Origin of the sequence: Micromonospora okii (genome assembly GCF_020884795.1) — a bacterium.
GTDB lineage: Bacteria > Actinomycetota > Actinomycetes > Mycobacteriales > Micromonosporaceae > Micromonospora > Micromonospora okii.
In genome coordinates, this window is record NZ_BBZF01000020.1 from 133,408 (window position 1) to 157,726 (window position 24,319).

Consider the following 24,319-nt stretch of genomic DNA (forward strand, 5'->3'; position numbering starts at 1 on the left):
GCGGGGCGGCCGGCGGGCCGACACACGCGACCGGCCGCCCCACGAGGGACGGCCGGTCGCAAACGCTGAGGTCGACGCGGGGCGCGCCGGCTACGCCTCGGGCGTGTCGGCGTCCCGCCGCCCCTCCAGGTCCGCCGAGCCGGCGGACGTGGTCGGCTTCCCCGCCTCCTCGGTCGGCGTGGTCGGCGTCTCCGCGCGCTCCCCGACCGGCTCCGCGCCGCCGGCGGCGTCGCCGTCGAGCAGCGCGGTCAGCGCCGCCCCCGTGATCCGCCGGAACGTCCGCCCCACCCGGTGCCGGTCCAGGACCGCCACCTCGAGCTGGTTCGCCGCGATCGTCCGGGCCGCGCCGCCCTCCCCGCCGACGCTGCTCAGCGCCGCCAGGGCCAGCCGGACCGCCTCGCCGAGCGACATGTCCGGCCGGTGCTGCGACTTGAGCGACCCGGCGATCGCCTCCGCCTGCCCGCCCATCGCCATCCGGCCCGGCTCGTCGTTGACCGAGCCGTCGTACGTCAGCCGGTACAGCGCGTCCTCCTCCGGCGTCGCGCCCACCTCCGCCACGCAGATCTCCACCTCGAACGGCTTCGACTGCTCGGTGAAGATCGCGCCGAGGGTCTGCGCGTACGCGTTGGCCAGCGCCAGGCCCGTCACGTCCCGCCGGTCGTAGCTCAGGCCGTTGAGGTCGGCCATCCGCACCCCGGCGCGGCGCATGTTCTCGAACTCGTTGTACCGGCCGACGGCCGCGAAGCCGATCCGGTCGTAGATCTCGCTGACCTTGTGCAGGGTGCTGGAGAGGTTCTCCGCGACGAAGAGCACCCCGCCGGAGTAGCTCAGGACGACCGCGCTGCGGCCCCGGGCGATGCCCTTGCGGGCCAGCTCGGAGCGGTCGCGCATGATCTGCTCGGGCGAGGCGTAGAACTGCATGGCCACGGCGGCGGTTCTCCTTTTGGCGCTGGGTGGGCGACGACTGCTGACAGGGGCGGGCGGGAGACGGGCTCAGCCGCCCGGGTTCTCCATCCGGCCGGCGACCACGGCCTCGGCGATGGCCGCCGTCTCGGCATCGGTGAGCCGGTGGGTGCCCTCCGCCGTCGCGGTCATCACCACCGGGTAGATCCGACGCGTCAGGTCCGGGCCGCCGGTGGCCGTGTCGTCGTCGGCAGCGTCGTAGAGCGCCTCGACCGCGAGCCGCACCGCGTCGTCGACCGACAGGCCCGCCCGGAACCGCTTCTTCAACGCCGAGCGGGCGAAGAGCGAGCCCGACCCGATGGCGTCGTAGCCGGTCTCCTCGTAGGGGCCGCCGGTGACGTCGAAGCTGAAGATCCGCCCGGCCCGCGCCGGGTCCTTCGCGGCCAGGTCGAAGCCGGCGAACAGCGGGATGACCGCGAGGCCCTGCATGGCTGCGCCCAGGTTGCCCCGGATCATCGACGCCAGCCGGTTGGCCTTGCCGTCGAGCGAGAGCATCGCGCCCTCGATCTTCTCGTAGTGCTCCAGCTCCACCTGGAACAGCCGCATCAGCTCGATGCCGATGCCCGCCGTGCCCGCGATGCCGACCAGCGAGTACGCGTCGGCCGGGTGCACCTTCTCGATGTCCCGCTGGGCGATCAGGTTGCCCATCGTCGCCCGGCGGTCGCCCGCCATCACCACGCCACCGGCGGCCGAGATCGCCACGATGGTGGTCGCGTGCGGCGCCATGTCGGCGGCCATACCCGGCGGCAGCGGCCGACGGCCGGGCAGCATCTCGGGAGCGACCTTGCTCAGGAACGTGGTGAAGGACGACGTCCCCGCGTTGGTGAACACATCTGGTAGACGCCCGGATGGATCAAAACCCGCTGCCACGTGGTTCCTCTCAGGTACGTGATCGCCCTGGCCAGCCTCGTGGGACTGTCACGGAACTGGCCAAGACCACCGTTGCAGTTGAAGCAGAGTATCCCGCGCACCCATCCGGTGCGGTGGTCGTGGTCCAGATGTTGCGGGTCCGCGCCGCCACAGATCGCGCAGACCCCGCCCTGCTCGGCGAGGAGCTCGTCGAACTCCTTCTGCCCGACCCCGTACCGCCTGCGTAGGTGGTACTCCCGGTTGCCGCCGTAGAGCCGCTGCTTGGTGTCGCGGGTCCGGGTGTTGTGGCAGGGTTTGCAGTAGCTCGCGTAGCCAGTGCTGTCGGACCTGTTCCGAGGGAAGTCCGCCACAGGCTTGACGGTGCCGCAGTCGGGACAGAAACGGTGCCCGTCAGGGAGCTGCCGCGCCTGCCTAACCTCCCGACCGTGGCTCTCCCTCATCCGTTTGGCGTAGCTGGCCTTGGAGCGCTGGTTGAAGCAGGGCTTGCAGTAGCTGCCTCGACCACTGGGGCGCTTGCTGCTCGCGCAGAAGTCGTCGAGCGGCTTCCAATCCCCACAGTCGCGACAGCGGCGCAGGCCATCGCGATCATCCAAAGAGCGTGCCATGTCCGATTTGCCCCGAAATGATCACTGACCTCCTTTTTGTACGTATCCTCTCACGAACTCCTCGGCGTTCTCCTCCAGGACGGAGTCGATCTCGTCGAGCAGGTCGTCGACGTCCTCGGTGATCTCGGCGTGCCGCTCGGCGACCTCCGGGTTCGCCTCCGTGGTGACGTCCTCGATCTCCTCGCCCTGCCGCGACCTGCCCGACTGCGACTGCCCGCCGCTGTCACGAGTGGCCATTGCTGCCTCCTCCACGCATCGCTGGCTCCACGACCGTGTCACTGCCGCCGCCACGATCGTCTCCGATGAACTTACCTCGCGGAGGCGACGAAAAGCCCGCCGCGCGCCGGCTTCCGACGTACGGCGGGCTTCCGGTTCGCGGCGGGCCGGCCGCCGGGCAGCGTCGGGGTCAGCCGCCGGTGAGCGTCTCCAGCAGGTCCTTGGCGCTGACGCAGCGGTCGAACAGGGCGCCGACGTGCTTGCGGGTGCCCCGCTCCGGCTCCATCATCGGCACCCGCACCAGCGACTCCCGGCCCACGTCGAAGATCACCGAGTCCCAGCTCGCGGCGACCACCTCGGAGGCGTACTGGGCCAGGCAGCGGCCCCGGAAGTAGGCCCGGGTGTCCTCCGGCGGCTCGGTCATCGCCGCAGCGGTCTGCTCGGCGGTCAGCAGCGTCTTCATCGAGCCGCGCTGCACCAGCCGGTGGTAGAGGCCCTTCTCCGGGCGGACGTCGGAGTACTGCAGGTCGACGAGCTGGAGCTTGTGCGAGCCCCAGCCCAGTTTCTCCCGCTCCCGGTACCCCTCCAGCAGCCGCAGCTTCGCCACCCAGTCCAGCTCGTCGGCGCAGAGGAACGCGTCGCGGCCGAGGCGGTCCAGCACGCTCTCCCAGCGGTCCAGCACGTCGCGGGTCTGCGCGTCGGCGTCGGCGCCGTACCGGTCGTCCACGAAGGACCGGGCGCGCTCCAGGTACGCCCACTGGAGGTCCAGGGCGGTCAGCCGCCGGCCGTCGCGCAGCCGCATCCGGTGCGTGAGCGACGGGTCGTGGCTGACCGCGCGCAGCTCGCTCACCGGGTCGGCGATGCCCAGGTCCGGCCCGAGCGCCTTCTCCTCGATCATGGTGAGGATCAGCGCGGTGGTGCCGACCTTCAGGTACGTCGAGATCTCCGACAGGTTCGCGTCGCCGATGATGACGTGCAGCCGGCGGTACTTGTCGGCGTCGGAGTGCGGCTCGTCGCGGGTGTTGATGATGGGCCGCTTGAGGGTGGTCTCGAGGCCGACCTCGACCTCGAAGAAGTCCGCGCGCTGGGAGATCTGGAAGCCGGCGGTGCCGCCGTCCTGCCCGATGCCGACGCGACCGGCGCCGCAGACGATCTGCCGGGTGACGAAGAACGGCGTCAGGTACGCGACGATGTCGGCGAACGGCGTCTGCCGGCGCATGAGGTAGTTCTCGTGGGCGCCGTAGCTGGCGCCCTTGTTGTCGGTGTTGTTCTTGTACAGGTGGATGGGCTGGGTGCCCGGGATGCTGGCCGCGCGCCGGGCGGCCTCGGCCATCACGCGTTCGCCGGCCTTGTCCCACCGCACCACGTCGAGGGGGTTGGTGACCTCGGGGGTGGAGTACTCCGGGTGGGCGTGGTCGACGTAGAGCCGGGCGCCGTTGGTGAGTATGACGTTGGCGAGGCCCAGGTCCTCGTCGGCGAGGGCCTCGGCGGGGTCGTACACGGCGCCGGAGTAGGTGAAGCCGCGGGCGTCGCGCAGGGGCGACTCCTCCTCGTAGTCCCAGCGGGCCCGGCCGCCGCGGTTGAGTTCGGGGCGTGCCCCGTAGGCGTTGACCACCTGGGACGAGGTGACCATCGGGTTGGCGCCCGCCTGGCCGGGCACGGAGATGCCGTACTCCACTTCGGTGCCCATGATCCGTCTTACGCTCATCGACCTACCCGCTCCGCTCGCCGACCCGGTCCCCCCGTCACGTCGAGCGTAGTCCGCGCCGCGCGGTGAGGAGGCGCGGCGGGCGGGCCGGTGTGGGGTGTCGGTGTCGGACGGTCGCGTCGGGTCGGGACGCGACGGGGCCCGCGACGTGGTGGTCGCGGGCCCCGGGCGTGCCGGTGCGGTCCTACCTACAGGTACTGGCCGGTGTTGCTGGCGGTCTCGATCGACCTGCCGGCCTCCGTGCCCTTGCCGCCGGAGACGAGCGTGCGGATGTAGACGATCCGTTCGCCCTTCTTGCCGGAGATACGGGCCCAGTCGTCCGGGTTGGTGGTGTTGGGCAGGTCCTCGTTCTCGCGGAACTCGTCGACGCAGGCGTCGAGGAGGTGCTGCAGTCGCAGCCCCTTACGGCCGGAGGTGAGGAACTCCTTGATCGCCATCTTCTTGCCCCGGTCGACGATGTTCTGGATCATCGCGCCGGAGTTGAAGTCCTTGAAGTAGAGGACTTCCTTGTCGCCGTTGGCGTAGGTGACTTCGAGGAAGCGGTTCTCCTCGGTCTCGGAGTACATCCGGAGCACGACCGCGTCGATCATGGCCGCGACGGTGGCCTGGGTGTCGCTGCCGTGCTCGGCCAGGTCGTCCGGGTGCAGGGGCAGGCCGGGGAGGATGTACTTGGAGAAGATGTCCTTGGCCGCCTCGGCGTCCGGCCGCTCGATCTTGATTTTCACGTCGAGCCGGCCGGGGCGCAGGATGGCCGGGTCGATCATGTCCTCCCGGTTGGAGGCGCCGATGACGATGACGTTCTCCAGGCCCTCGACGCCGTCGATCTCGCTGAGGAGCTGGGGGACGATCGTGTTCTCCACGTCGGAGGAGACGCCGGAGCCGCGGGTGCGGAAGATGGAGTCCATCTCGTCGAAGAACACGATGACGGGGGTGCCCTCGCCGGCCTTCTCCCGGGCCCGCTGGAAGATCAGCCGGATGTGCCGCTCGGTCTCGCCGACGTACTTGTTGAGCAGCTCGGGGCCTTTGATGTTGAGGAAGAAGCTGGTGTGCCGCTCCTTGCCCTCGCGCTCGGCGATCTTCTTGGCCAGGGAGTTCGCGACCGCCTTGGCGATGAGCGTCTTGCCGCAGCCGGGCGGACCGTAGAGCAGGATGCCCTTGGGCGGGCGGAGCTGGTGCTCACGGAACAGGTCCGCGTGCAGGAAGGGCAGCTCCACGGCGTCGCGAATCTGCTCGATCTGGGACTGGAGGCCGCCGATGTCGCTGTAGTCGACGTCGGGCACCTCCTCCAGGACCAGCTCCTCGACCTCGCTCTTCGGCACCCGCTCGTACGCGTACGCCGAGCGGGGCTCGATCATGAGCGAGTCGCCGGCCCGGATCGGGGAACCGATCAGGGTCTCGGCGAGGTGCACGATGCGCTCCTCGTCGGAGTGCGAGACCACCAGTGCGCGGTCGCCCGGCGCGCCGTCGGTGCCCGCCAGGATCTCCTTGAGCATCACCACCTCGCCGACCCGTTCGAAGCCGAACGCGTCGACGATGTTGAGCGCGTCGTTGAGCAGGACCTCCTGGCCGCGTCGCAGCTCCGCGACGTCCAGCGAGGGAGAGACGGCCACCCGGAGCTTGCGCCCCCCGGTGAAGACGTCCACCGTGCCGTCCTCGTGCGCCGCAAGGAAGACCCCGTAGCCACTCGGTGGTTGCGCGAGGCGGTCGATCTCCTCCTTGAGCGTCACGATCTGCGCTCGGGCCTCCTTGAGAGTGCTCACAAGCCGGTCGTTGTTCTCGGTCAGCCGCGCCAACTGTGCCTGGGTGGCCGCCAGCCGCTCTTCGAGCTGCCGGACGTGTCGGGGGCTTTCGGTCAACTTGCGCCGCACCAGAGCGAGTTCCTCTTGAAGGAACGCGACCTGCGTGGAGAGATCGTGGGCCTCCTTCTCCCACCGTGCGGCGCGCGAGTCCGCGTCGTCGCTGCGTGCCACGTCCCACCTCCCCGGGGGGCTTGAACGTTCTGCCCTAACACTAGCCGCTATGAGGCCGATTCGGTCCCACGCAACGCCCTCGTCACTGAAGCTTGATCGCCAGGGTGGCCGACGGGGCAGGTCCGGGCGTTCGGGTACCGTCGTGGGGTGGGACGGGAGAACATGGGGGGTGCACCGGTGACCGACGTCGCGACCGACGAGTTGCAGGTCTGGGTGGATCAGGACCTGTGCACGGGCGACGGCCTGTGCGTGCAGTACGCGCCGGAGGTCTTCGAGTTCGACGTCGACGGCCTCGCGTACGTCAAGGGCGCCGACGGCGAACTCCGGTCGGCCCCGGGCAGCCGGGTCGGCGTGCCCGGGCACCTGCGCCTCGAGGTGATCGACTCGGCGAAGGAGTGCCCGGGCGAGTGCATCCACGTGGTGCGCGGCGACGGCGTCGAGGTCGCCGGCCCGGACGCCGAGGAGGACTGACCGCCCCCGGGTCGCCCCCGACCGGGGCGGCCCGGTCGGCGCGGCCCGCGCCCGGCGGTCACAGCAGCGGGCGGCCGACCGCCGAGGCGACCAGTCGGGCGAACTCCTCCAGCCGGGCGATCTGCCCCGCCCCGCCGTCGTCGAGGGTCTTGCCGAAGCGCAGCGCGTCGTGCCGGGGCATGCCGACGATCTCGTCGCCGGGCGGCGCCTCGTCCAGGGAGGTCAGCAGCAGGTAGACGTCGATGCTGTCGACCCGGATCGCGCCGTCGTCGTCGCGGGTGAGCCGCCGCCGGCAGCCGACCTCGGTGACGGTGGAGACCGGCACGACCCGCAGCGAGGAGGTCATCGAGCCGGGCGGCCCCTCCCCCGGCGGGACGTCCTCGCCGTGCCAGAGCACGAGGCGGCTGCCGTCGCAGACCACCACCTCCTGCCACACCCCGTTGACCTCGTTGACGAAGCGTTCCAGGGTGAAGCCGAGCACGGACGCGCCGCCGAGCACCCCGCCGAGGGCCTCCAGGGCGACGTCGGGGTCGCGCAGGTAGGCCCGCGCCGCCGGCTCCAGGTCCCGGTAGGGCGACCAGTCGGGGAAGACCGCCGGCACGTCCTGGCCGCCGAAGCCCGGCTGGGTCATGCGCCCTCCCCCCGCTCGTCCGGTCCGCCGGCCCGGTCCGCTCCGGGTCGGGTGGTCCGCTCGGTCATGCCGCCGCCTCCCGTCGCCTCGGCGCGGGCCGGCGGGTCGTACCCCGCCCGCCGGCCGCGTGCCCGCTCACATCCCACCACCGTCGCGCCGGTCGGGTCACGGGGTGTCCCGCTCCTCCACGGCCTCGGTCGGCGCCCCGGCGGCGGCCTCGCGGGCGGCCTCGGCCGCGCGCAGGGCCGCGCGCCGCTCGGCGTACGCCTCGGCGCCCTTGCTGGGCTTGCGGCGGCGCGGCGGGGCGGTGACGCCGGGGGCGAGCCGGCGGGCGGAGACCAGGAACGCGGTGTGGGCGATCATGCGGTGGTCGGGGCGCACGGCGAGGCCCTCGGCGTGCCAGTCGCGCACCAGCGACTCCCAGGCGCGGGGCTCGGTCCAGCCGCCCCGCTCGCGCAGGGCCTCGACCAGCTCGGAGAGCTGCGGGGTGGTGGCCACGTACCCGATGAACACCCCGCCGGGGATGAGGGCCCGCTCGACCATGTCGAGGGTCTCCCAGGGGGTGAGCATGTCCAGGATGATCCGGTCGAAGCCGGTCTCCGGGCAGGCGGCGACGTCGCCGACGTGCAGCCGCCACGCGGGGTGGGGGCCGTTGAAGAACGCCTCGACGTTGCGCCGGGCGATCTGGGCGAAGTCGTCGCGCACCTCGTAGGAGTGCAGCTCGCCGGTGGTGCCGACGGCCCGCAGCAGGGAGCAGCTCAGCGCGCCGGAGCCGGCGCCGGCCTCCAGCACCTTCGCGCCGGGGAAGATGTCGCCCATGGCGACGATCTGCGCCGAGTCCTTCGGGTAGATGACCTGGGCGCCGCGCGGCATGGACAGCACGTAGTCCGACAGCAGGGGGCGCAGCGCGAGGAACGCGGTGCCACCGCCGGAGGTGGTGACGACGCTGCCGTCGGGCAGGCCGATCAGCGCGTCGTGGGCGAGGATTCCGCGGTGGGTGTGGAACTCCTTGCCGTGCTCCAGGGTGACCGTGTGCATCCGCCCCTTCGGGTCGGTGAGCTGCACCCGGTCGCCGGGGCGGAACGGCCCCCGGTGGACCGGGGGCGGCCCCGGTGTGCCGGGGTCGGCGGGGTGGACGGGGGGTTGTGCGGTCACGTGTTCATCTTCCGTTTGGGTTCGAGGAGCTGCGCCAGGTCCGCGATGTGCAGAACGCCGACGACATCTTCGCCTGCCGTCACGACGTACTGTGCGCCCGGGTGGGTCCGCACGGCCTCCATCACGCCCTGCCCGTCGAGGCCCGCCGGCAGGGCGGGCAGGCCGGCCAGGGAGCGGGACACCGCGTCGACGGCGATCCAGGGCCGGCGGGCCGGCGGCACGGCGTCGGCGGCGGCGGGGTCGACGAGGGCGACGGGCCGGCCGGAGGCGTCGGTGACGGCGAGCGCGGCGTCGGGTCGGGCGCCCTCGGCGCGGCGGCGCTGCGCCTCCGCCAGGGGGGTGCCGGTGGGGACGGGGTAGACCGGCCGGGCCAGCCGGGCGAGGTCGATCAGCGGGAACCGGCGGCTGATGCGGGCCAGCCGCACCGACTGGCCGGCGCCGCGCCACAGGGTGAGTGCGACCAGCAGCGTCAGCGGCAGGGCCAGCGGCGCGAGCAGCCGGTTGAGGGTCAGCACGACGGCGAGCGCGGCGGTGCCGAGCGCCACGGCCCGGCCGACCCAGCCGGCGACCTCGGTGCCGGTGTGCCGGTCCCGGGTGAGCGCCCACACGGCGGCCCGCAGCGCCCGGCCGCCGTCCAGCGGCAGCCCGGGCAGGATGTTGAACACCGCGACGATCACGTTGCTGACCGCGAGCTGGAAGGCGAGCTGGTTGGCCAGGGTGCCGTCGGGCAGGGCCAGGGTCGCGGCGACGGCGGCGACGCCGAGGACCGCGGAGACGGCGGGGCCGGCCAGTGACACCAGCAGGTCGACCCGGGGGGTGGGGGCGTCGCGTTCCATCTCGGTGTACCCGCCGAGCAGCTCCAGGGTGATCCCCCGCACGCCGATGCCGTGGCGGCGGGCGGTGAGGGCGTGGCCCAGCTCGTGCAGCAGCACCGAGCCGAGCAGCGACACGACGAACCCGAGGCCGATCAGGTAGCCAGCGAACTGGGACAGGTCGAGCTGGCGGCGGGCGAACTCGGCGTACAGGACGGTGACCAGCAGGGTCAGCAGCAGCATCGACCCGTTGAGGTGCAGCGGCACCCCGAACACCCGGCCGACGGTGAGGCCGGGGCGGCGCGACGGTCGGGGGGTCTGCTTCTGCTCCATCGCCCCGATGCTACGGACCGGGGGGCCGGCGAACGCCCGGCGGAGCGGCGGGGCCGGTCGTGTCGGACCGGTGTCCTACCCTTCCGGACATGACGGCGCAACGGGTGATCCACCAGCAGGAGGCGACGGCGGGGACGCCGGCCACGGTCCGGGCGTCGCTGTCGCCGTCGCGGGCGGCGGACTTCAAGACCTGCCCGCTGCTCTACCGGTTCCGCAGCATCGACCGGCTGCCGGAGCGGCCCAGCGTGGAGCAGGCCCGGGGCACCCTGGTGCACGCGGTGCTGGAGCGGCTGTTCGACCTGCCGGCGGCCGGGCGCACCCCGGAGGCGGCCGGCGACCTGGTGGCCCCGCAGTGGGACCGGCTGGTCACCGAGCAGCCGGAGCTGGCCGCCCTGTTCGACGCGGGTGATCCCGACGGGACGGCCGAGTTCCTGCGCTCGGCGGCGGGGCTGTTGGAGGGCTACTTCGCGGTGGAGGACCCGCGCCGGCTGGAGCCGGCCGAGCGGGAGGCGCTGATCTCGGCGGTGGTCGACGACGAGCTGCTGATCCGGGGCTACCTGGACCGCCTGGACGTGGCCCCCGACGGGGCGCTGCGGGTGGTCGACTACAAGACCGGCGGGGCGCCCCGGGAGGCGTTCGAGGCGCGGGCGCTGTTCCAGCTCAAGTTCTACGCGCTGGTGCTGTGGCGCACCCGTGGGGTGGTGCCCCGGGTGCTGCGGCTGCTCTACCTCAAGGACGCGGAGGTCTGCGACTACACCCCCGACGCGGAGGAGCTGGAGCGCTTCGAGCGCACGGTGGTGGCGCTGTGGCAGGCGATCGAGGCGGCCACCGCCCGGCAGGACTTCCGGCCCCGCCCGAGCCGGCTGTGCGACTGGTGCAACCACCGGGCGCTGTGCCCGACCTTCGGCGGCACGCCGCCGCCGTTCCCGGCCGCGGCGGCGTCGGCGGACCCGCTGGTCGACGCCCGTTCCCGGCCCGCCCCGCCCGGGGCGGACGAGTGAGCCTCCTCCCTGGGGAGGAGGCCGGGTTCACCGCCGGCGACGACAGATCGGGCCGGGGGGCGGCTAGCGTTCCGGTATGACCGGAGGGCCGAGGGCGCTGCTGCGCCGCCACCCGCTCGCCGCTGACGCGCTCTTCGCCGCCGCCCTGGTGCTGGTGGAGGCGGTCTTCGCCCTGCTCACGCCGGCGGAGTTCCGGCCCGGGCCGCTGCCGGCGGCGATCGGCTGGAGCGTGCTGTGTGCCGCCCCGGTGGCGCTGCGGCGGGTCGGGCCGTGGCCGGCGATGGCCGCCGCCGTGGCGACCCTGGCGGTGCCGGTGCTGCTGGGGCAGGCCCCGGCCACCCAGAGCCTCGCGTTCGTGGTGCTGACGTACACGGTGGCGGCGCACCGCCCGGCCCGGTCGGCGGCGGTGGCCGCCCTGGCGCTGTGGGTGCCGGTGGCGGCGGTCAACGTCGTCGTTCCGCCCGTCGAAGCGGCCCTGGTGGAGGTCAGCCGGGCGTACCTGGTGTTCAACAACCTGCTGACCGCCGTGGTCGCGTACGCGGTGGGGCGGGCGGTGCACGCCCGGCGCGCCACGACCGAGGCGCTGCGGGAGCGGGCCCGCTCGGCCGAGCAGAACCAGCGGGGCCTGGCGGAGCGGGCGGTCGCCGACGAGCGGCGGCGCATCGCCCGTGAGCTGCACGACGTGGTGGCCCACCAGGTGAGCGTGATGGGGGTCCTCGCCACCGGCGCCCGGCGGGTGCTGCGCCGGGACCCGGACGCCGCGGACGAGGCCGTCGCCACGATCGAGGACACCAGCCGCGCCACGCTGCGGGAGCTGCGCCGGCTGCTCGACGTGCTGCGCACCGACGCCGAGCCGGCCGCCGAGCTGGCCCCGCAGCCGGGCCTGGCCGGCATCGAGACCCTGGTGGAGCAGGTGCGCGAGGCGGGGCTGCCGGTGACGCTGCGGATCGAGGGCGCGCCGGGGCCGCTGGAGGAGGGGGTGGCCCTGACGGTCTACCGGATCGTGCAGGAGGCGCTGACCAACGCGCTCAAGCACGCCGGGGCGGCCACGGCCGTGGTGCGGGTGACGTACGGCGCGGCGTTCCTGGCCGTCGAGGTGACCGACACCGGCCGGGGGCCGGGGCCGGACTCCGACCGGGTCGGGCACGGGCTGGTGGGTATGCGCGAGCGGGTGGGCCTCTACGGTGGGACCCTGCGGGCCGGGGCCCGGCCGGGCGGGGGCTACCGGGTGTACGCGAGGATTCCGGTGGAGCGGCTCGGGGCGGTGCCGGTGTGAACGGCCCGCGAGGGACGGCCGACGTGACGGGGGGACGGGCGATGGGCGAGGGCGCGACGACGGCACGGCCGGTGCGGATCCTGCTCGCCGACGACCAGCCGCTGCTGCGCACCGGCTTCCGGATGGTGCTGGGCTGCGAGGACGACCTGGACATCGTCGCCGAGGCCGCCGACGGCGTGGAGGCGGTGGAGCTGTCGCGCCGGCTGCTGCCCGACGTGGTGCTGATGGACATCCGGATGCCCCGGATGGACGGGGTGGCGGCGACCCGGGCCATCGTCGACGCCCGGTTGCCGGTGCGGGTGCTGATCCTGACGACGTTCGACCTCGACGAGTACGTGGTGGGGGCGCTGCGCGCCGGGGCCAGCGGCTTCCTGGCCAAGGACGTGCCGGCGGAGGACCTGGTGACGGCGATCCGCACGGTCGCCGCCGGGGAGGCCGTGGTGGCCCCGCGCATCCTCAGGCGGCTGCTGGACCGCTTCGCCGACGTGCTGCCCGACCCGGCGGCCACCCCGCCGAAGGCGCTGAGCACGCTCACCGAACGCGAGCGGGAGGTGCTCGTGCACGTGGCCCGGGGGCTGTCCAACGCGGAGATCGCGCGGGCGCTGACGGTCAGCGAGACCACCGTCAAGACCCACGTCGGGCACGTGCTGACCAAGCTGGGGCTGCGCGACCGGGTGCAGGCCGTGGTGCTGGCGTACGAGTCGGGCCTGGTGCGGCCCCGGGGGTGAGCCCTGGCGGCGCCGCGCCCGCCGTCACCGGCGCGGCGGTGATCGTCATCCACCGTGACCGGCGGTGAGGCGCTGGGGGTCTGGTCCTGGACTGCCGCCGGTCCCGGCGGCCACGCCCGGGCACGCCGCTCAACATGGTCGGAAACGGTCAGGGTGAACCCTGAGCCGTCCTCCGGGGCGACCCGCAGCGGGAAATCCGCCACCGCTCCGTCCCGAGTCGGACGGATCGGCGACACCGGTCACCGAGGATGAGGACATGCCGCACCGGTCAGCGGGGGCGGTGCGGAATCAGCCAGACGGAAGAGGTGGACAGGTGACCGCCACGGTAGGCCGCGAGGCACGGGCCGCAGCCCGCGCGAGCGACGTGTGGAAGGTGTACGGCAGCGGCGAGGCGCAGGTCGTCGCGCTGCGGGGGGTGAGCGCCGAGTTCGAACGGGGCCGGTTCACCGCGATCATGGGCCCGTCCGGGTCGGGCAAGTCGACGCTGATGCACTGCCTGGCGGGCCTGGACTCGGTCACCCGGGGGACGGTGTCGATCGGCGACACCACCGTGACCGGCCTCGGCGACGCCGGGCTGACGAACCTGCGCCGGGACAAGGTGGGCTTCATCTTCCAGCAGTTCAATCTGCTGCCCACGCTGACGGCGAAGGAGAACATCCTGCTGCCGATGTCGATCGCCGGCCGCCGGCCGGACCCGGCCTGGTACGACACCGTGATCGACACGGTCGGCCTGCGCGCCCGGCTCGACCACCGCCCGGCGCAGCTCTCCGGCGGTCAGCAGCAGCGGGTGGCGTGCGCCCGGGCGCTGGTGGCCCGCCCCGAGGTGATCTTCGCCGACGAGCCGACCGGCAACCTCGACTCCCGCTCCGGCGCGGAGGTGCTGAACTTCCTGCGCAACTCGGTGCGCGAGCACGGCCAGACGATCGTCATGGTCACCCACGACCCGACCGCGGCCGCGTACGCCGACCGGGTGGTCTTCCTCGCCGACGGGGAGATCGTCTCGGAGCTGATCGAGCCGACCGCCGACACGGTGCTGGACACCATGAAGAAGCTCGACGTCCCGGCGGCCACCGAGGTGGGGAACCCGTGAGCGCGAGGAACGAGCGCAGCGAGTCCCGCAGTCGCGAACAAAGGAAGCACTAATGCTCCGGGCCACCCTCAAGAGCCTGTTGGCGCGCAAGGTGCGCCTGATCCTCTCCGGCCTGGCCGTGGTGCTCGGCGTCATGTTCGTCTCCGGCGCCTTCGTGCTCACCGACACCCTCGGCCGGTCCTTCGACGCGGTCTTCGCCGACGCGTACGCGGGCGTCGACGTCAGCGTCGCCGCCAAGCCGAAGGTCACGGTGGGCGAGGCGGAGGGCGACCAGGTCGCCCCCGCGTTCCCGGCCGACGTGGTGGGCCGGGTCCGGGCGGTGCCCGGCGTGGCCGAGGCCACCGGCGTGGTCAGCGCCGACGGCGCGCGGCTCATCGGCAGCAACGGCAAGGTGGTCACCTCGCTCGGCCCGCCCCAGCTCGGCCAGAACTGGACCGGCGAGAGCGACCTGGTGGAGCTGCGCCAGGGGCGCGCGCCGCAGGCCGACGACGAGATCGTGGTCAACGTGGCCCTTGCGACGGCCGCCAAGGTCGAGGTGGGCGACCGGGTCGGCGCGCTGACCGCGTTCGAGTCCAAGCGCCGCGACTTCACCCTGGTCGGCCTGTTCGGCTACAGCGGCGGCCGGGACTCCGTCGGCGGGGCGCACGAGATCGGGTTCACCACCCCGGCCGCGCAGCGGCTGATGCTCGGCAAGCCCGACACGTTCAACAGCGTGACGGTGCGGGCCGCCGGCGGGTTGACCCCGGAGGCGCTGCGCGACGACCTGGCCCGGGCGCTCGGCCCGCAGTACGAGGTCAAGACCGGCGAGCAGCTCTCCGCCGACGCCGCCGCCAGCTTCAAGGAGGGGCTGTCGTTCTTCAACAAGGTGCTGCTCGGCTTCGCCGCGGTGGCGCTGCTGGTCGGCACGTTCCTGATCCTCAACACGTTCTCGATCATCGTGGCGCAGCGGACCCGGGAGCTGGCCCTGATGCGGGCCATCGGGGCCAGCGGGCGGCAGATCATCGGCTCGGTGGTGCTGGAGGCCCTCGCGGTCGGGCTGATCGCCTCGGTCCTCGGCCTCGGCGCGGGCATCGGGGTGGGCGCGCTGCTGGCCTGGGCGTTCGGCACGTTCGCCGGCGGGCTGGCGCTGGCCGGGCTGGGCGTGCCGCCGGCCGCCGTGGTCAGCGCCTTCGCGGTCGGCATGCTGATCACCGTGGTGGCGGCGCTGCTGCCGGCGCTGCGGGCCGCCCGCATCCCGCCGATCGCGGCGATGCAGGACGTGGCCACCCCGGACCGGCCGCTGACCCGGATCACCGTCTCCGGCGCGGTGGTCACCGCCGTCGGCGGCGCGTTGCTGGCGGTGGGGCTGACCGGGAACGCCGGCGGCGGCACGCTGCCGGTGATCCTGGGCGGGGTGCTGTTCGCGTTCATCGGGGTGGCGCTGCTGACGCCGCTGCTCAGCCGGCCGGTGGTGTCCCTGCTCGGCGGGTTGTTCGCCTGGTCGGTGCCGGGCCGGCTGGGCCGGCTCAACTCGGGGCGCAACCCGCGCCGCACGGCCATCACCGCCGCCGCCCTGATGGTCGGCATCGCCCTGGTCACCGGGGTGACGGTGATCCTCGACTCGGCCAAGTCCAGCATCGCGAAGACGGCGGAGAGCACCCTCGACGCGCAGTTGGTGATCTCCGGGGCGCAGACCGGGCCGAGGCAGCCGGTGTTCGACCCGGCGGTGGTCGACCGGGCCGCCGAGGTGCCGGGGGTGAACACCGTGGTGGGCATCTACAACGACAACGCGGTCGTCGACGGCGGCCGGATGAGGTACGTGGTCGCGCTGACCGACCTGGCCGCGATGGGGCAGATCTTCCACGCCACCGCGCAGGCGGGCACGATCGCCACGCTACGGCCGGACCAGGTGGCGCTGAGCGTCTCCGGCGCGAAGGAACTGGGCAAGTCGGTGGGTGACCGGCTGACCGCCCAGTTCGCCCGGAGCGAGGGCTCGCACACGTACACCGTGACGGCGGTCCTGCCCGACGACCGGTCCATCGGGTCGATCATGCTGCCGCGGGGGGCCGGGGCGGAGTTCACCAGCCCGCAGCCGTTCTCCGCGCTGGTGCAGCTCACCCCGGGCACGGCCGTGTCGCAGGTGCAGCCGCGGCTGGAGGCGCTGGTCGCGGACAACCCCGAGGTGTCGGTGGCCGACCGGGCCAGCTTCATCGAGCAGCAGACCAGCGGCTTCGACACGCTGCTCACAATGATCCAGATCCTGCTGGCGTTGGCCATCGTGATCGCCGTGCTCGGCATCGTCAACACCCTGGCCCTGTCGGTGCTGGAGCGGACCCGGGAGCTGGGCCTGCTGCGGGCGATCGGGCTGCGCCGGGCGCAGACCATGCGGATGATCACCGTGGAGGCGGTGGTGATCTCCGTCTTCGGCGCGCTGCTCGGCATCGTCGTCGGCGCCGGCCTCGGCGCGGCGGTGGTCCGGGCGCTGCGCGACGAGGGCATCACCGACCTGGTGCTGCCCTGGTCCCAGATCGGGGTCTTCCTCGGCCTGGCCGCGCTGGTCGGGGTGGTCGCGGCGGCCCTGCCGGCGGTCCGCGCCGCCCGGCTCAACGTCCTGGGCGCGATCGCCCACGACTGAGCTGGGTAAGGAAGGGCCCCCTGTTAACGCATTCTGCATAGCAGGGGGCCCCTGTTAACGCACCGCCGGCGCGGTGGCCCGTCAGGCGGGCGGCTCGCCCAGCAGGGCCGCGAGCAGCTCCAGGTCCACGCCGGTCAGGCTCTCCCGCTGGTGTACGCCGTCGGTCGGCGCGATCGGCACCTCCAGCGGCACGGCCAGCACGGCGGCACCGGCGGCCAGGGCGCTCGCCACCCCGGTCGGCGAGTCCTCGATCGCCACGCACCGGGCGATCGGCACGCCGAGCAGCCGGGCGGCCGTCAGGTACGGCTCCGGGTGCGGCTTGGCGGCGTCCACCTCGTCGCCGCAGACCACCGCGTCGAAGCTGTCCCGGCCCAGGGTGTCCAGCGCCACCTCGACCACCGGCCGGCCGCTGGAGGTGACCAAAGCCGTCGGGATCCCCGCCACGCGGACCGCCCGCAGCAGCGCCAACGCGCCCGGACGCCAGCGCAGCCCGCTGCGGAACAACTCCAGGATCCGGGCGTCGATCCACGCGGCGCTGGCCAGCGGGTCACGATCGGGCTGACCGAGGTCGGCGTGCATGATGCGCATCGACTCGGCCATGCTGGTGCCGGTCATCGCCCGGCGGGCGGCGTCGGAGAGGGTGCCGCCGTACTCGGCCGCGAGCTCGCGCAGCGCGACGTCCCACAGCTTCTCACTGTCGATCAGGGTGCCGTCCATGTCGAAGAGCACGGCGGCGGGATGGGTGCTCAGCGGGTCCTCCAGGCGTCGTCCGGTCGGCCCGATCCTTTCAGCCGGCCCGCCGTCGGCGGGGCCCGGACCCGGCCGGGGTGACGCGATCGACTCCGGCGGCACGGTCAGCCCAGGTCGCAGGCCGACAGCCCCTTCTCGTACCCCCGGAAGAAGGAGTCGGTGCGCTGCTCGGCGGTGCCGTGCGCCCCCTCGGCGAACCACGGCTGGTCGGGGTCGTCGCCGACGGCGAGCAGCCCCTCCCGGAACTCCTCCAGGTCGCCGTCCTCCAGCGTCAACTGCCGGGATCGGATCGACCCGCCGAGGTACGCCCCGGCCATGCAGTCGGCCTGCAACTCCTGCTGGATGGTGAAGGAGTAGCGGATGCCGAGGCGCACCTGCACCCCGTGGGCGTACTCGTGGCCCAGCAGGTAGTACAGGAACGCGTCGCCGACCTGGCGGAACGCCGCCACCGACCACCTGACGTCGTAGGCGATGAAGTCGCCCGCCGAGCAGTACACCGCGTTGTTGCGGGGCAGCGCCTGCCCGCCGCAGGAGACCTCGCCCTCCCGCTGGTACGGCACGACGCGCCGGATCGGCTGGAACCGCCGGCCGGAGGCCCGGAACTGCTCGGCCCAGTAGACCTCGGCCTTCTCCACCGCGACCGCGAAGTCCTCCTTGAACTCGGCGACGCTGGTGCTGCCGTCGGCGCGGGTGCGCTCCGCGCCCGGCGCGGCGGACTGCCGGGGCGGCTCGGGGCGGGACTGCGGCCCGCTCTCGCTCACCCCGCCGACGACGCAGCCGCCGGCCAGCACCATCGCGGCCACGAGGCCGGCCAGCGGGCCTCGCGGCCGACGTACCCAGCGTGCCGTCACAGCGCCTCCCCGGCTCATCCCCGCCGGTGCTGTACCCCGGCGCAAGTTCGATCATGCCGATCGGCCGCGCCGGGGGCCATCCCCCGCCGGTGGCGGTCCGGGACCGCCGGGCCCTTCCACCGGCAGGCCGGGACCGCGGGGGTCGCGGGCGGCGACGGGCCCCGACCGCCAGGGGTCGCGGGCGGCGACGGTCAGGGGCTCGCCGCGAGGAAGACGAACGCGGCCATCAGGACCAGGTGTACCCCGCCCTGGAGCAGGGTGGCCCGGCCCGGCACCACGGTCAGCACGCCCGTGACGACGGTCAGCGCCAGCAGCGTCATCTGGGTGCCACCCAGCCCGAGCAGCAGCGGCCCGTCGAGCCAGATGGACGCCAGCGCTATGGCCGGGATGGTCAGGCCGATGCTGGCCATGGCCGAGCCGAGGGCCAGATTGAGGCTGATCTGCACCCGGTCCCGGCGGGCGGCGCGGGCCGCGGCGAGGGTCTCGGGCAGCAGCACCAGCAGCGCGATGACCACGCCGACGAACGACTGCGGCAGGTTCGCGGCCCTCACCCCGGCCTCGATGGCCGGCGACACCGTCTTCGCGAGGCCCACCACGGCGATGAGCGCCACCAGCAGCAGCCCCACGCTGGCCAGGGCCGCCCGGGTCGACGGCGGGTCGGCGTGCCCGTCGCCGTCGGCGTCGACCACCGTCCCGTCGGCGCGTACGGGCAGGAAGTAGTCGCGGTGCCGGCCGGTCTGCACCAGCACGAACAGCCCGTACAGGGCCAGGGAGGCCACGGCGGCGAAGGTGAGCTGGGCCGAGGAGAACTGCGGGCCGGGCCGGCTCGTGAAGGTCGGCACCACCAGGCTCAGGGTGGCGAGGGTGGCGACGGTGGCCAACGCCCCGCCGGTGCCCTCCGAATTGAACACCGCCACCCGACGGCGCAGCGCCCCGAGCAGCAGGGAAAGCCCGAGTATGCCGTTACAGGTGATCATGACGGCGGCGAAGACCGTGTCCCGGGCCAGCGACCGGGTCTCCTCCCCGCCGCTGATCATCAGCGTGACGATCAGGGCCACCTCGATCACCGTGACCGCCACCGCGAGCACGAGCGAGCCGAACGGCTCTCCCACCTTGTGGGCGACCACCTCGGCGTGGTGGACGGCCGCGAGCACCGCCCCGGCCAGGAAGGCGGCCACCGCCACCACGGCTAACCCGGAGAGTTCCCTCCCCCACGTCAGGGCCAGGACGACCACGGCGAGCACAGGCACGACGAGGGTCCAGTCGGTGACGCGCGAGCGAATCAGGGCAGCCATGGCGCCAACCCTGCCAGAATTCTCGATCACCGCCCACAAGCTGGGACGATATCGAGGCATACGACTTCCCGTTCTCGCAGCCACGGACCGGGCGTCCCGACCCTGCTTGCAAGCTCTGGACGCTCCATCCGGGCGTATCCGCGCCCGCCCCTGACGGCGGGGTTGATCCGAAGCCATCCCTGCTTGGCCTCCGCGTTCGGCTCTGTTGCTGTCAGGGCTGCTGCCGCGTTCCGGTTGAGACCAGCACAATGGCCGCGTTGGCTCGTGTGACCTCTGCGTCGGGCACGGGTCAGGCACGCGAACGAGGACGGTTGGCTTCCCGGGTGAGAGGCTGAACGCGTGGGACTGAACAAGGAGATCGCAGCGCCGCTTGCCGACGCGCGTCTCGCGCAATGGCGACGCATCGGCTATGGCGAGTGGCGCGCGATGCTCGACGACAAGGACGTACGCCAAGTCGTCGGCAAGGATGGCAAGAGGTACAGCGTGGTCAGCTACGCCCTTGATGACGGCGACGGATGTGTCCGCATGTCGGTGGCTGTGGATGACGGGGGCTGGTCGACGTTCGCACCGCTAGTCCGCGACGAGATCATGAGGCCGGATGGCACGTTCGTCGAGTGACCTCTGCTGCGAGAGACCGACCACGACCGCCTGACTTGCCGGCGGTAAGCCTGCTAGTTGTTCGAACGACCCTGATGGTCCATGGTCGTCCCTTGATGTTCACCCCGTAGTTCACTCAGTCAGGCACCCTCGTACGTCCGTTCGGTCTACACCAGTTCGGTCTCCCAATCTTCGAATGGCGGCTCGACGACGTAGCTCGGGTCACAGTGTCGACGTACGTATTGAGCTGCCCGGTACATGGCGTCTCCAGCGTTGGTAACGCTGCCGTCAGGCTGCACGTCGAGCACGTTCGTGAAGATCGCGAAGACTTGTTCGAGTGGTGACCCGAACTGCATGAGGGCCGACCGGTAGTCGATGCCGTCGAGAAGCTCGACATCAAGGGTGCCGTTTGCGATGTAGAACGCGAAGTACCGACAAGTCGACCGAACGTCCTCGGGGAGTTGGCTCACCCCGGGCATCTTGGCAGACTCGCATCCCTACCCGCCGCGCCATCGACGCCGCCTTCGGGCACAGCCCGACGAGCCCCGACGGCCTGGTGACGGCCCAGAGAGCCGCCGGGGCGACGTTTGCGCAGGTCAAGCAGGTTTACAGCGTCACTTGGCGTTGAAGTAGTTCGCCTCCGGGTGGTGCACCACGATCGCGTCCGTCGCCTGCTCCGGCACCAACTGGAACTCCTCCGACAGCCGCACCCCGATTCGCTCCGCGCCCAGCAGGTCCACGATCTTCGCCCGGTCCTCCAGGTCCGGGCAGGCCGGATAGCCGAACGCGTACCGGCAGCCCCGGTAGTCGGTGCGCAGCAGGCCCGCCAGATCCGTCGGGTCGCCGTCGGCCACCGTGCCGCCGCCCGGCAGCGTCAGCTCCGCGCGGATGCGCCGGTGCCAGTACTCGGCGAGGGCCTCGGTGAGCTGCACCGACAGGCCGTGCACCTCCAGGTAGTCCCGGTAGGAGTTGCCGGCGAACAGCTTCGCCGTGTACTCGCTGATCGCCTCCCCGACCGTCACCAACTGCAACGCCACCACGTCGAGCTGCTCGCCCTTCGGCCGGAAGAAGTCCGCCAGGCACAGCCGCCGCTCCTGGCGCTGCCTCGGGAACGAGAACCGGGCCCGCTCGGCGTGCCCGTTCTCGTCGAGCACCACCAGGTCGTTGCCCTCCGAGTACGCCGGGAAGTACCCGTACACCACCGCCGCCTCGAGAACCTGGTCGGCGGTCAGCCGGTCCAGCCAGTACCGCAGGCGCGGCCGGCCCTCCGTCTCCACCAGCTCCTCGTACGACGGGCCCTTCCCGCCCCGGGCGCCGCGCAGCCCCCACTGCCCGAGGAACGTCGCCCGCTCGTCCAGCAGCGCCGCGTACTCCGCCAGCGGCAGGCCCTTCACCACCCGCGTACCGAAGAACGGCGGGACCGGGACCTCCACGTCGCGGGCCACGTCCGAGCGCACCGACGCGTCGTCCAGCTCCGGCAGCGCCTCGGCGACCAGCGCCCGCTGCCGCGCCCGACGCTCCCGGCGCGCCGCGAGGGCCGCCTCCCGCTCCGGGTCCACCACCGGCGCGCCGCCCCGCTTCGCCGCCATCACCCGGTCCATCAGGGACAGCCCCTCGAACGCGTCCCGCGCGTAGTGCACCTGACCCGGGAAGACCGCGCGCAGGTCGTCCTCCACGTACGCTCGGGTCAGCGCCGCCCCGCCGAGCAGCACCGGCCAGCGCTCCGCGACCCCGCGCGTAGCCATCTCGGCCAGGTTCTCCTTCATGATGACCGTGCTCTTCACCAGCAGCCCGGACATCCCGATCGCGTCGGCCCGGTGCTCCTCGGCGGCGTCGAGGATCGCCGCGATCGGCTGCTTGATGCCGATGTTGACGACCTCGTAGCCGTTGTTGGACAGGATGATGTCCACCAGGTTCTTGCCGATGTCGTGCACGTCGCCCTTGACCGTGGCCAGCACGATGCGGCCCTTGCCGCCGTCGTCGGCCTTCTCCATGTGCGGCTCCAGGTACGCCACCGCGGTCTTCATCACCTCGGCCGACTGGAGCACGAACGGGAGCTGCATCTGGCCCGAGCCGAACAGCTCGCCGACCTCCTTCATCCCGTCCAGCAGCAGGTCGTTGATGATCGACAGCGGGGACCGGCCGCCGGCCATCGCCGCCTCCAGGTCGGCCTCCAGGCCGTTGCGCTCCCCGTCGACGATCCGCCGCCGCAGCCGCTCCTCCAGCGGCAGCGCCGCCAGCTCCTCCGCCCGGGTGGCCCGCGCGGAGGCGGCGTCGACCCCCTCGAAGACCTCGATGAAGCGCTGCACCGGGTCGTACCCCTCGCGGCGCCGGTCGTAGATCAGGTCCAGGGCGATCTCGCGCTGCTCGTCGGGGATCTTCGACATCGGCAGGATCTTGCTGGCGTGCACGATCGCCGAGGTCAGCCCCGCCCGCACGCACTCGTGCAGGAACACCGAGTTGAGCACCTGCCGGGCCGCCGGGTTCAGCCCGAACGACACGTTGGAGATGCCCAGGGTGAAGTTCACCCCCGGCCAGCGGCGGGCGATCTCCCGGATCGCCTCGATCGTCTCGATGCCGTCGCGGCGGGTCTCCTCCTGGCCGGTGGCGATCGGGAAGGTCAGCGCGTCGATCAGGATGTCCGCGCGGCGCAGCCCCCACCGGCCCGTCAGGTCCTCGATCAGGCGCCCGGCGACCCGTACCTTCCACTCGGCGGTGCGGGCCTGGCCCTCCTCGTCGATGAGCAGCGCCACCACCGCCGCGCCGTGCTCGGCCACGACCGGCATCACCCGGGCGTAGCGGGATTCGGGGCCGTCGCCGTCCTCGAAGTTGACGGAGTTGACCACGCACCGGCCGCCGAGCATCTCCAGCCCGGCCTCGATCACCGCCGGCTCGGTGGAGTCCAGCATGATCGGCAGCGTCGACGCGGTGGCGAACCGGCCGGCCAGCTCCCGCATGTCCGCCGCACCGTCGCGGCCCACGTAGTCGACGCACAGGTCCAGCAGGTGCGAGCCGTCCCGGGCCTGACCCCGGGCGATCTCCACGCACGCCTGCCAGTCCCCGGCCAGCATCGCCTCCCGGAACGCCTTCGAGCCGTTGGCGTTGGTGCGCTCCCCCACCATCAGCACGCTGGCATCCTGGGCGAACGGCACGTGGTGGTAGATCGAGGAGACCCCGGCGTCGGAGCGCGGCTCCCGGGGGCCCGGCCGCACACCGTGCAGCCGCTCGGAGACCACCCGGATGTGCTCCGGGGTCGTCCCGCAGCAGCCCCCGATCAGCGACACCCCGTACTCGGCGACGAACCGCTCCAGGGCGTCGGCCAGCTCCACCGGGGTCAGCGGGTAGACCGCGCCGTCGGCGGTGAGCTGCGGCAGGCCCGCGTTCGGCATCACCGACAGCGGCACCCGGGAGTGCTGGGACAGGTAGCGCAGGTGCTCGCTCATCTCCGCCGGCCCCGTCGCGCAGTTCAGCCCGATCAGGTCGATGCCCAGCGGCTCCAGGGCGGTCAGCGCCGCGCCGATCTCGCTGCCCAGCAGCATCGTGCCCGTGGTCTCCACCGTGACGTGGCAGATCAGCGGCACGGTGCGCCCGATGGTCGCCATCGCCTGGCGGGAGCCGACCACCGCCGCCTTGACCTGGAGCAGGTCCTGGCAGGTCTCCACGATCAGGGCGTCCGCGCCGCCGTCGATCAGGCCGGCCGCGTTCTCCCGGTACGCGTCGCGCAGCGTGGCGTACGCGGCGTGCCCCAGGGTCGGCAGTTTCGTGCCGGGGCCGATGGAGCCGAGCACGAACCGGGGCCGCTCGGGGGTGCTCCACGCGTCGGCGGCCTCCCGGGCGAGGCGCGCCCCGGCCTCCGACAGCTCACGGATCCGGTGGGAGATGTCGTATTCCGCCAGGTTGGCCAGGTTCGCACCGAAGGTGTTCGTCTCGACGCAGTCGGCCCCCGCCGCCAGGTACGCCTCGTGCACCCCGCGGACGACGTCCGGGCGGGTCACGTTGAGGATCTCGTTGCAGCCCTCGTGGCCCTCGAAGTCGTCCAGCGTCAGGTCGGCAGCCTGAAGCATCGTCCCCATCGCGCCGTCGGCGACGAGGACCCGGTCTGCGAGCACATCCAGCAACGAGTTCCACACGGAGTCCAGCCTAATGCGGGGGCTCGCGGAACCGTCGACCCCCACTCGCGCTCCCACATGGTGTTGGCCGGCACAGGGCGGTCCCGCCCCCGCGCGGGTGGCCCCCGGGCCGGACCGGCGCGGCCGACGGGCCGCATCCGGCGCCGGCACGTAGGCTGACGGACGTGAAGGACATCAGGGACGCCACCGCGCACGGCGGGCGGGTGACCGGGCCGTCACCCGCGACCGTTCCCGACGAGCAGGGTGAGGTGAC

The 24,319-nt window shown here is 72.8% G+C and carries 21 protein-coding genes; 7 read left to right on the top strand and 14 right to left on the bottom strand.

What is annotated here, in order from left to right; translation table 11 throughout:
* Positions 1-90: 90 nt before the first annotated feature.
* The 6 genes from prcA to arc all read right to left on the bottom strand — a co-directional run bounded on the left by prcA (position 91) and on the right by arc (position 6,332).
* The gene (gene prcA, locus LPU43_RS19155; protein ID WP_229401841.1) at positions 91-927 is read right to left on the bottom strand and encodes a proteasome subunit alpha; all 837 of its coding nucleotides are present in this window, start codon (positions 925-927) and stop codon (positions 91-93) included.
* Between the two features lie 66 nt (positions 928-993).
* A complete protein-coding gene (gene prcB, locus LPU43_RS19160) occupies positions 994-1,833 on the bottom strand; it encodes a proteasome subunit beta (RefSeq protein ID WP_229401842.1) in 840 nt (279 codons plus the stop codon).
* Entirely contained in the window at positions 1,752-2,438 is a 687-nt protein-coding gene (locus tag LPU43_RS19165; RefSeq protein ID WP_306416154.1) for an endonuclease VII domain-containing protein, read from the bottom strand. Before LPU43_RS19165 ends, prcB begins: the two co-directional genes overlap by 82 nt.
* Before the next feature lie 21 nt (positions 2,439-2,459).
* Positions 2,460-2,675, bottom strand: coding sequence for a ubiquitin-like protein Pup (locus LPU43_RS19170; RefSeq protein WP_229401844.1), 216 nt, complete (start codon positions 2,673-2,675; stop codon positions 2,460-2,462).
* A 169-nt stretch (positions 2,676-2,844) separates the two neighbouring features.
* On the bottom strand, positions 2,845-4,362 hold the full coding sequence (gene dop / locus LPU43_RS19175; RefSeq protein WP_373321752.1) for a depupylase/deamidase Dop: 1,518 nt from the start codon (positions 4,360-4,362) through the stop codon (positions 2,845-2,847).
* Positions 4,363-4,550: 188 nt separating this feature from the next.
* Positions 4,551-6,332: a proteasome ATPase gene (arc, locus tag LPU43_RS19180; RefSeq protein WP_229401845.1), complete on the bottom strand. Its 1,782-nt coding sequence runs from the start codon at positions 6,330-6,332 to the stop codon at positions 4,551-4,553.
* A 177-nt stretch (positions 6,333-6,509) separates the two neighbouring features.
* On the opposite strand from arc, the gene LPU43_RS19185 reads away from it, so the two are divergent.
* The gene (locus LPU43_RS19185; RefSeq protein ID WP_229401846.1) at positions 6,510-6,803 is read left to right on the top strand and encodes a ferredoxin; all 294 of its coding nucleotides are present in this window, start codon (positions 6,510-6,512) and stop codon (positions 6,801-6,803) included.
* Positions 6,804-6,861: 58 nt separating this feature from the next.
* Here LPU43_RS19185 and LPU43_RS19190 read toward each other — a convergent pair whose 3' ends face one another.
* From LPU43_RS19190 to LPU43_RS19200, 3 genes are all read right to left on the bottom strand, one after another.
* Positions 6,862-7,434, bottom strand: coding sequence for a hypothetical protein (locus LPU43_RS19190; RefSeq protein WP_229401847.1), 573 nt, complete (start codon positions 7,432-7,434; stop codon positions 6,862-6,864).
* A gap of 165 nt (positions 7,435-7,599) precedes the next feature.
* Positions 7,600-8,589 (bottom strand): tRNA (adenine-N1)-methyltransferase, encoded by a 990-nt coding sequence (locus tag LPU43_RS19195; protein WP_305074599.1) that lies wholly within the window; start codon positions 8,587-8,589, stop codon positions 7,600-7,602.
* On the bottom strand, positions 8,586-9,734 hold the full coding sequence (locus LPU43_RS19200; RefSeq protein ID WP_229401848.1) for a M50 family metallopeptidase: 1,149 nt from the start codon (positions 9,732-9,734) through the stop codon (positions 8,586-8,588). The genes LPU43_RS19195 and LPU43_RS19200 overlap by 4 nt, the downstream gene beginning before the upstream one ends.
* 89 nt (positions 9,735-9,823) lie before the next feature.
* Here LPU43_RS19200 and LPU43_RS19205 point away from each other — a divergent pair, with 89 nt between their 5' ends.
* The 5 genes from LPU43_RS19205 (at position 9,824) to LPU43_RS19230 (ending at position 16,443) form a co-directional block, all read left to right on the top strand.
* Positions 9,824-10,735 (top strand): RecB family exonuclease, encoded by a 912-nt coding sequence (locus tag LPU43_RS19205; protein ID WP_229401849.1) that lies wholly within the window; start codon positions 9,824-9,826, stop codon positions 10,733-10,735.
* 76 nt (positions 10,736-10,811) lie between these two features.
* On the top strand, positions 10,812-12,011 hold the full coding sequence (locus LPU43_RS28710) for a sensor histidine kinase (RefSeq protein ID WP_305074602.1): 1,200 nt from the start codon (positions 10,812-10,814) through the stop codon (positions 12,009-12,011).
* 41 nt (positions 12,012-12,052) lie between these two features.
* Positions 12,053-12,739, top strand: a complete 687-nt coding sequence (locus LPU43_RS19220; RefSeq protein WP_229402012.1) for a response regulator — start codon at positions 12,053-12,055, stop codon at positions 12,737-12,739.
* Between the two features lie 313 nt (positions 12,740-13,052).
* Positions 13,053-13,829 (top strand): ABC transporter ATP-binding protein, encoded by a 777-nt coding sequence (locus LPU43_RS19225; protein ID WP_229401850.1) that lies wholly within the window; start codon positions 13,053-13,055, stop codon positions 13,827-13,829.
* Positions 13,830-13,881: 52 nt separating this feature from the next.
* Positions 13,882-16,443 carry an ABC transporter permease gene (locus tag LPU43_RS19230; protein WP_229401851.1) on the top strand — a complete coding sequence of 854 codons (2,562 nt, stop codon included), beginning with the start codon at positions 13,882-13,884 and terminating at the stop codon, positions 16,441-16,443.
* 81 nt (positions 16,444-16,524) lie between these two features.
* On the opposite strand, the gene LPU43_RS19235 is transcribed toward LPU43_RS19230, so the two are convergent.
* The 3 genes from LPU43_RS19235 to LPU43_RS19245 form a co-directional block, all read right to left on the bottom strand.
* Positions 16,525-17,172, bottom strand: a complete 648-nt coding sequence (locus tag LPU43_RS19235; RefSeq protein WP_229401852.1) for an HAD family hydrolase — start codon at positions 17,170-17,172, stop codon at positions 16,525-16,527.
* Between the two features lie 125 nt (positions 17,173-17,297).
* Complete coding sequence (locus tag LPU43_RS19240) at positions 17,298-18,044, bottom strand: neutral zinc metallopeptidase (RefSeq protein ID WP_229401853.1); 747 nt, start codon at positions 18,042-18,044, stop codon at positions 17,298-17,300.
* A gap of 191 nt (positions 18,045-18,235) precedes the next feature.
* Complete coding sequence (locus tag LPU43_RS19245) at positions 18,236-19,339, bottom strand: calcium:cation antiporter (RefSeq protein ID WP_229401854.1); 1,104 nt, start codon at positions 19,337-19,339, stop codon at positions 18,236-18,238.
* Positions 19,340-19,678: 339 nt separating this feature from the next.
* Here LPU43_RS19245 and LPU43_RS19250 point away from each other — a divergent pair, with 339 nt between their 5' ends.
* A complete protein-coding gene (locus LPU43_RS19250) occupies positions 19,679-19,957 on the top strand; it encodes a hypothetical protein (protein WP_229401855.1) in 279 nt (92 codons plus the stop codon).
* A gap of 146 nt (positions 19,958-20,103) precedes the next feature.
* Here LPU43_RS19250 and LPU43_RS19255 read toward each other — a convergent pair whose 3' ends face one another.
* Positions 20,104-20,406 carry a DUF7677 family protein gene (locus LPU43_RS19255; RefSeq protein ID WP_229401856.1) on the bottom strand — a complete coding sequence of 101 codons (303 nt, stop codon included), beginning with the start codon at positions 20,404-20,406 and terminating at the stop codon, positions 20,104-20,106.
* Between the two features lie 144 nt (positions 20,407-20,550).
* Positions 20,551-24,054: a methionine synthase gene (gene metH, locus LPU43_RS19260; protein WP_373321761.1), complete on the bottom strand. Its 3,504-nt coding sequence runs from the start codon at positions 24,052-24,054 to the stop codon at positions 20,551-20,553.
* Positions 24,055-24,319 lie beyond the last annotated feature (265 nt).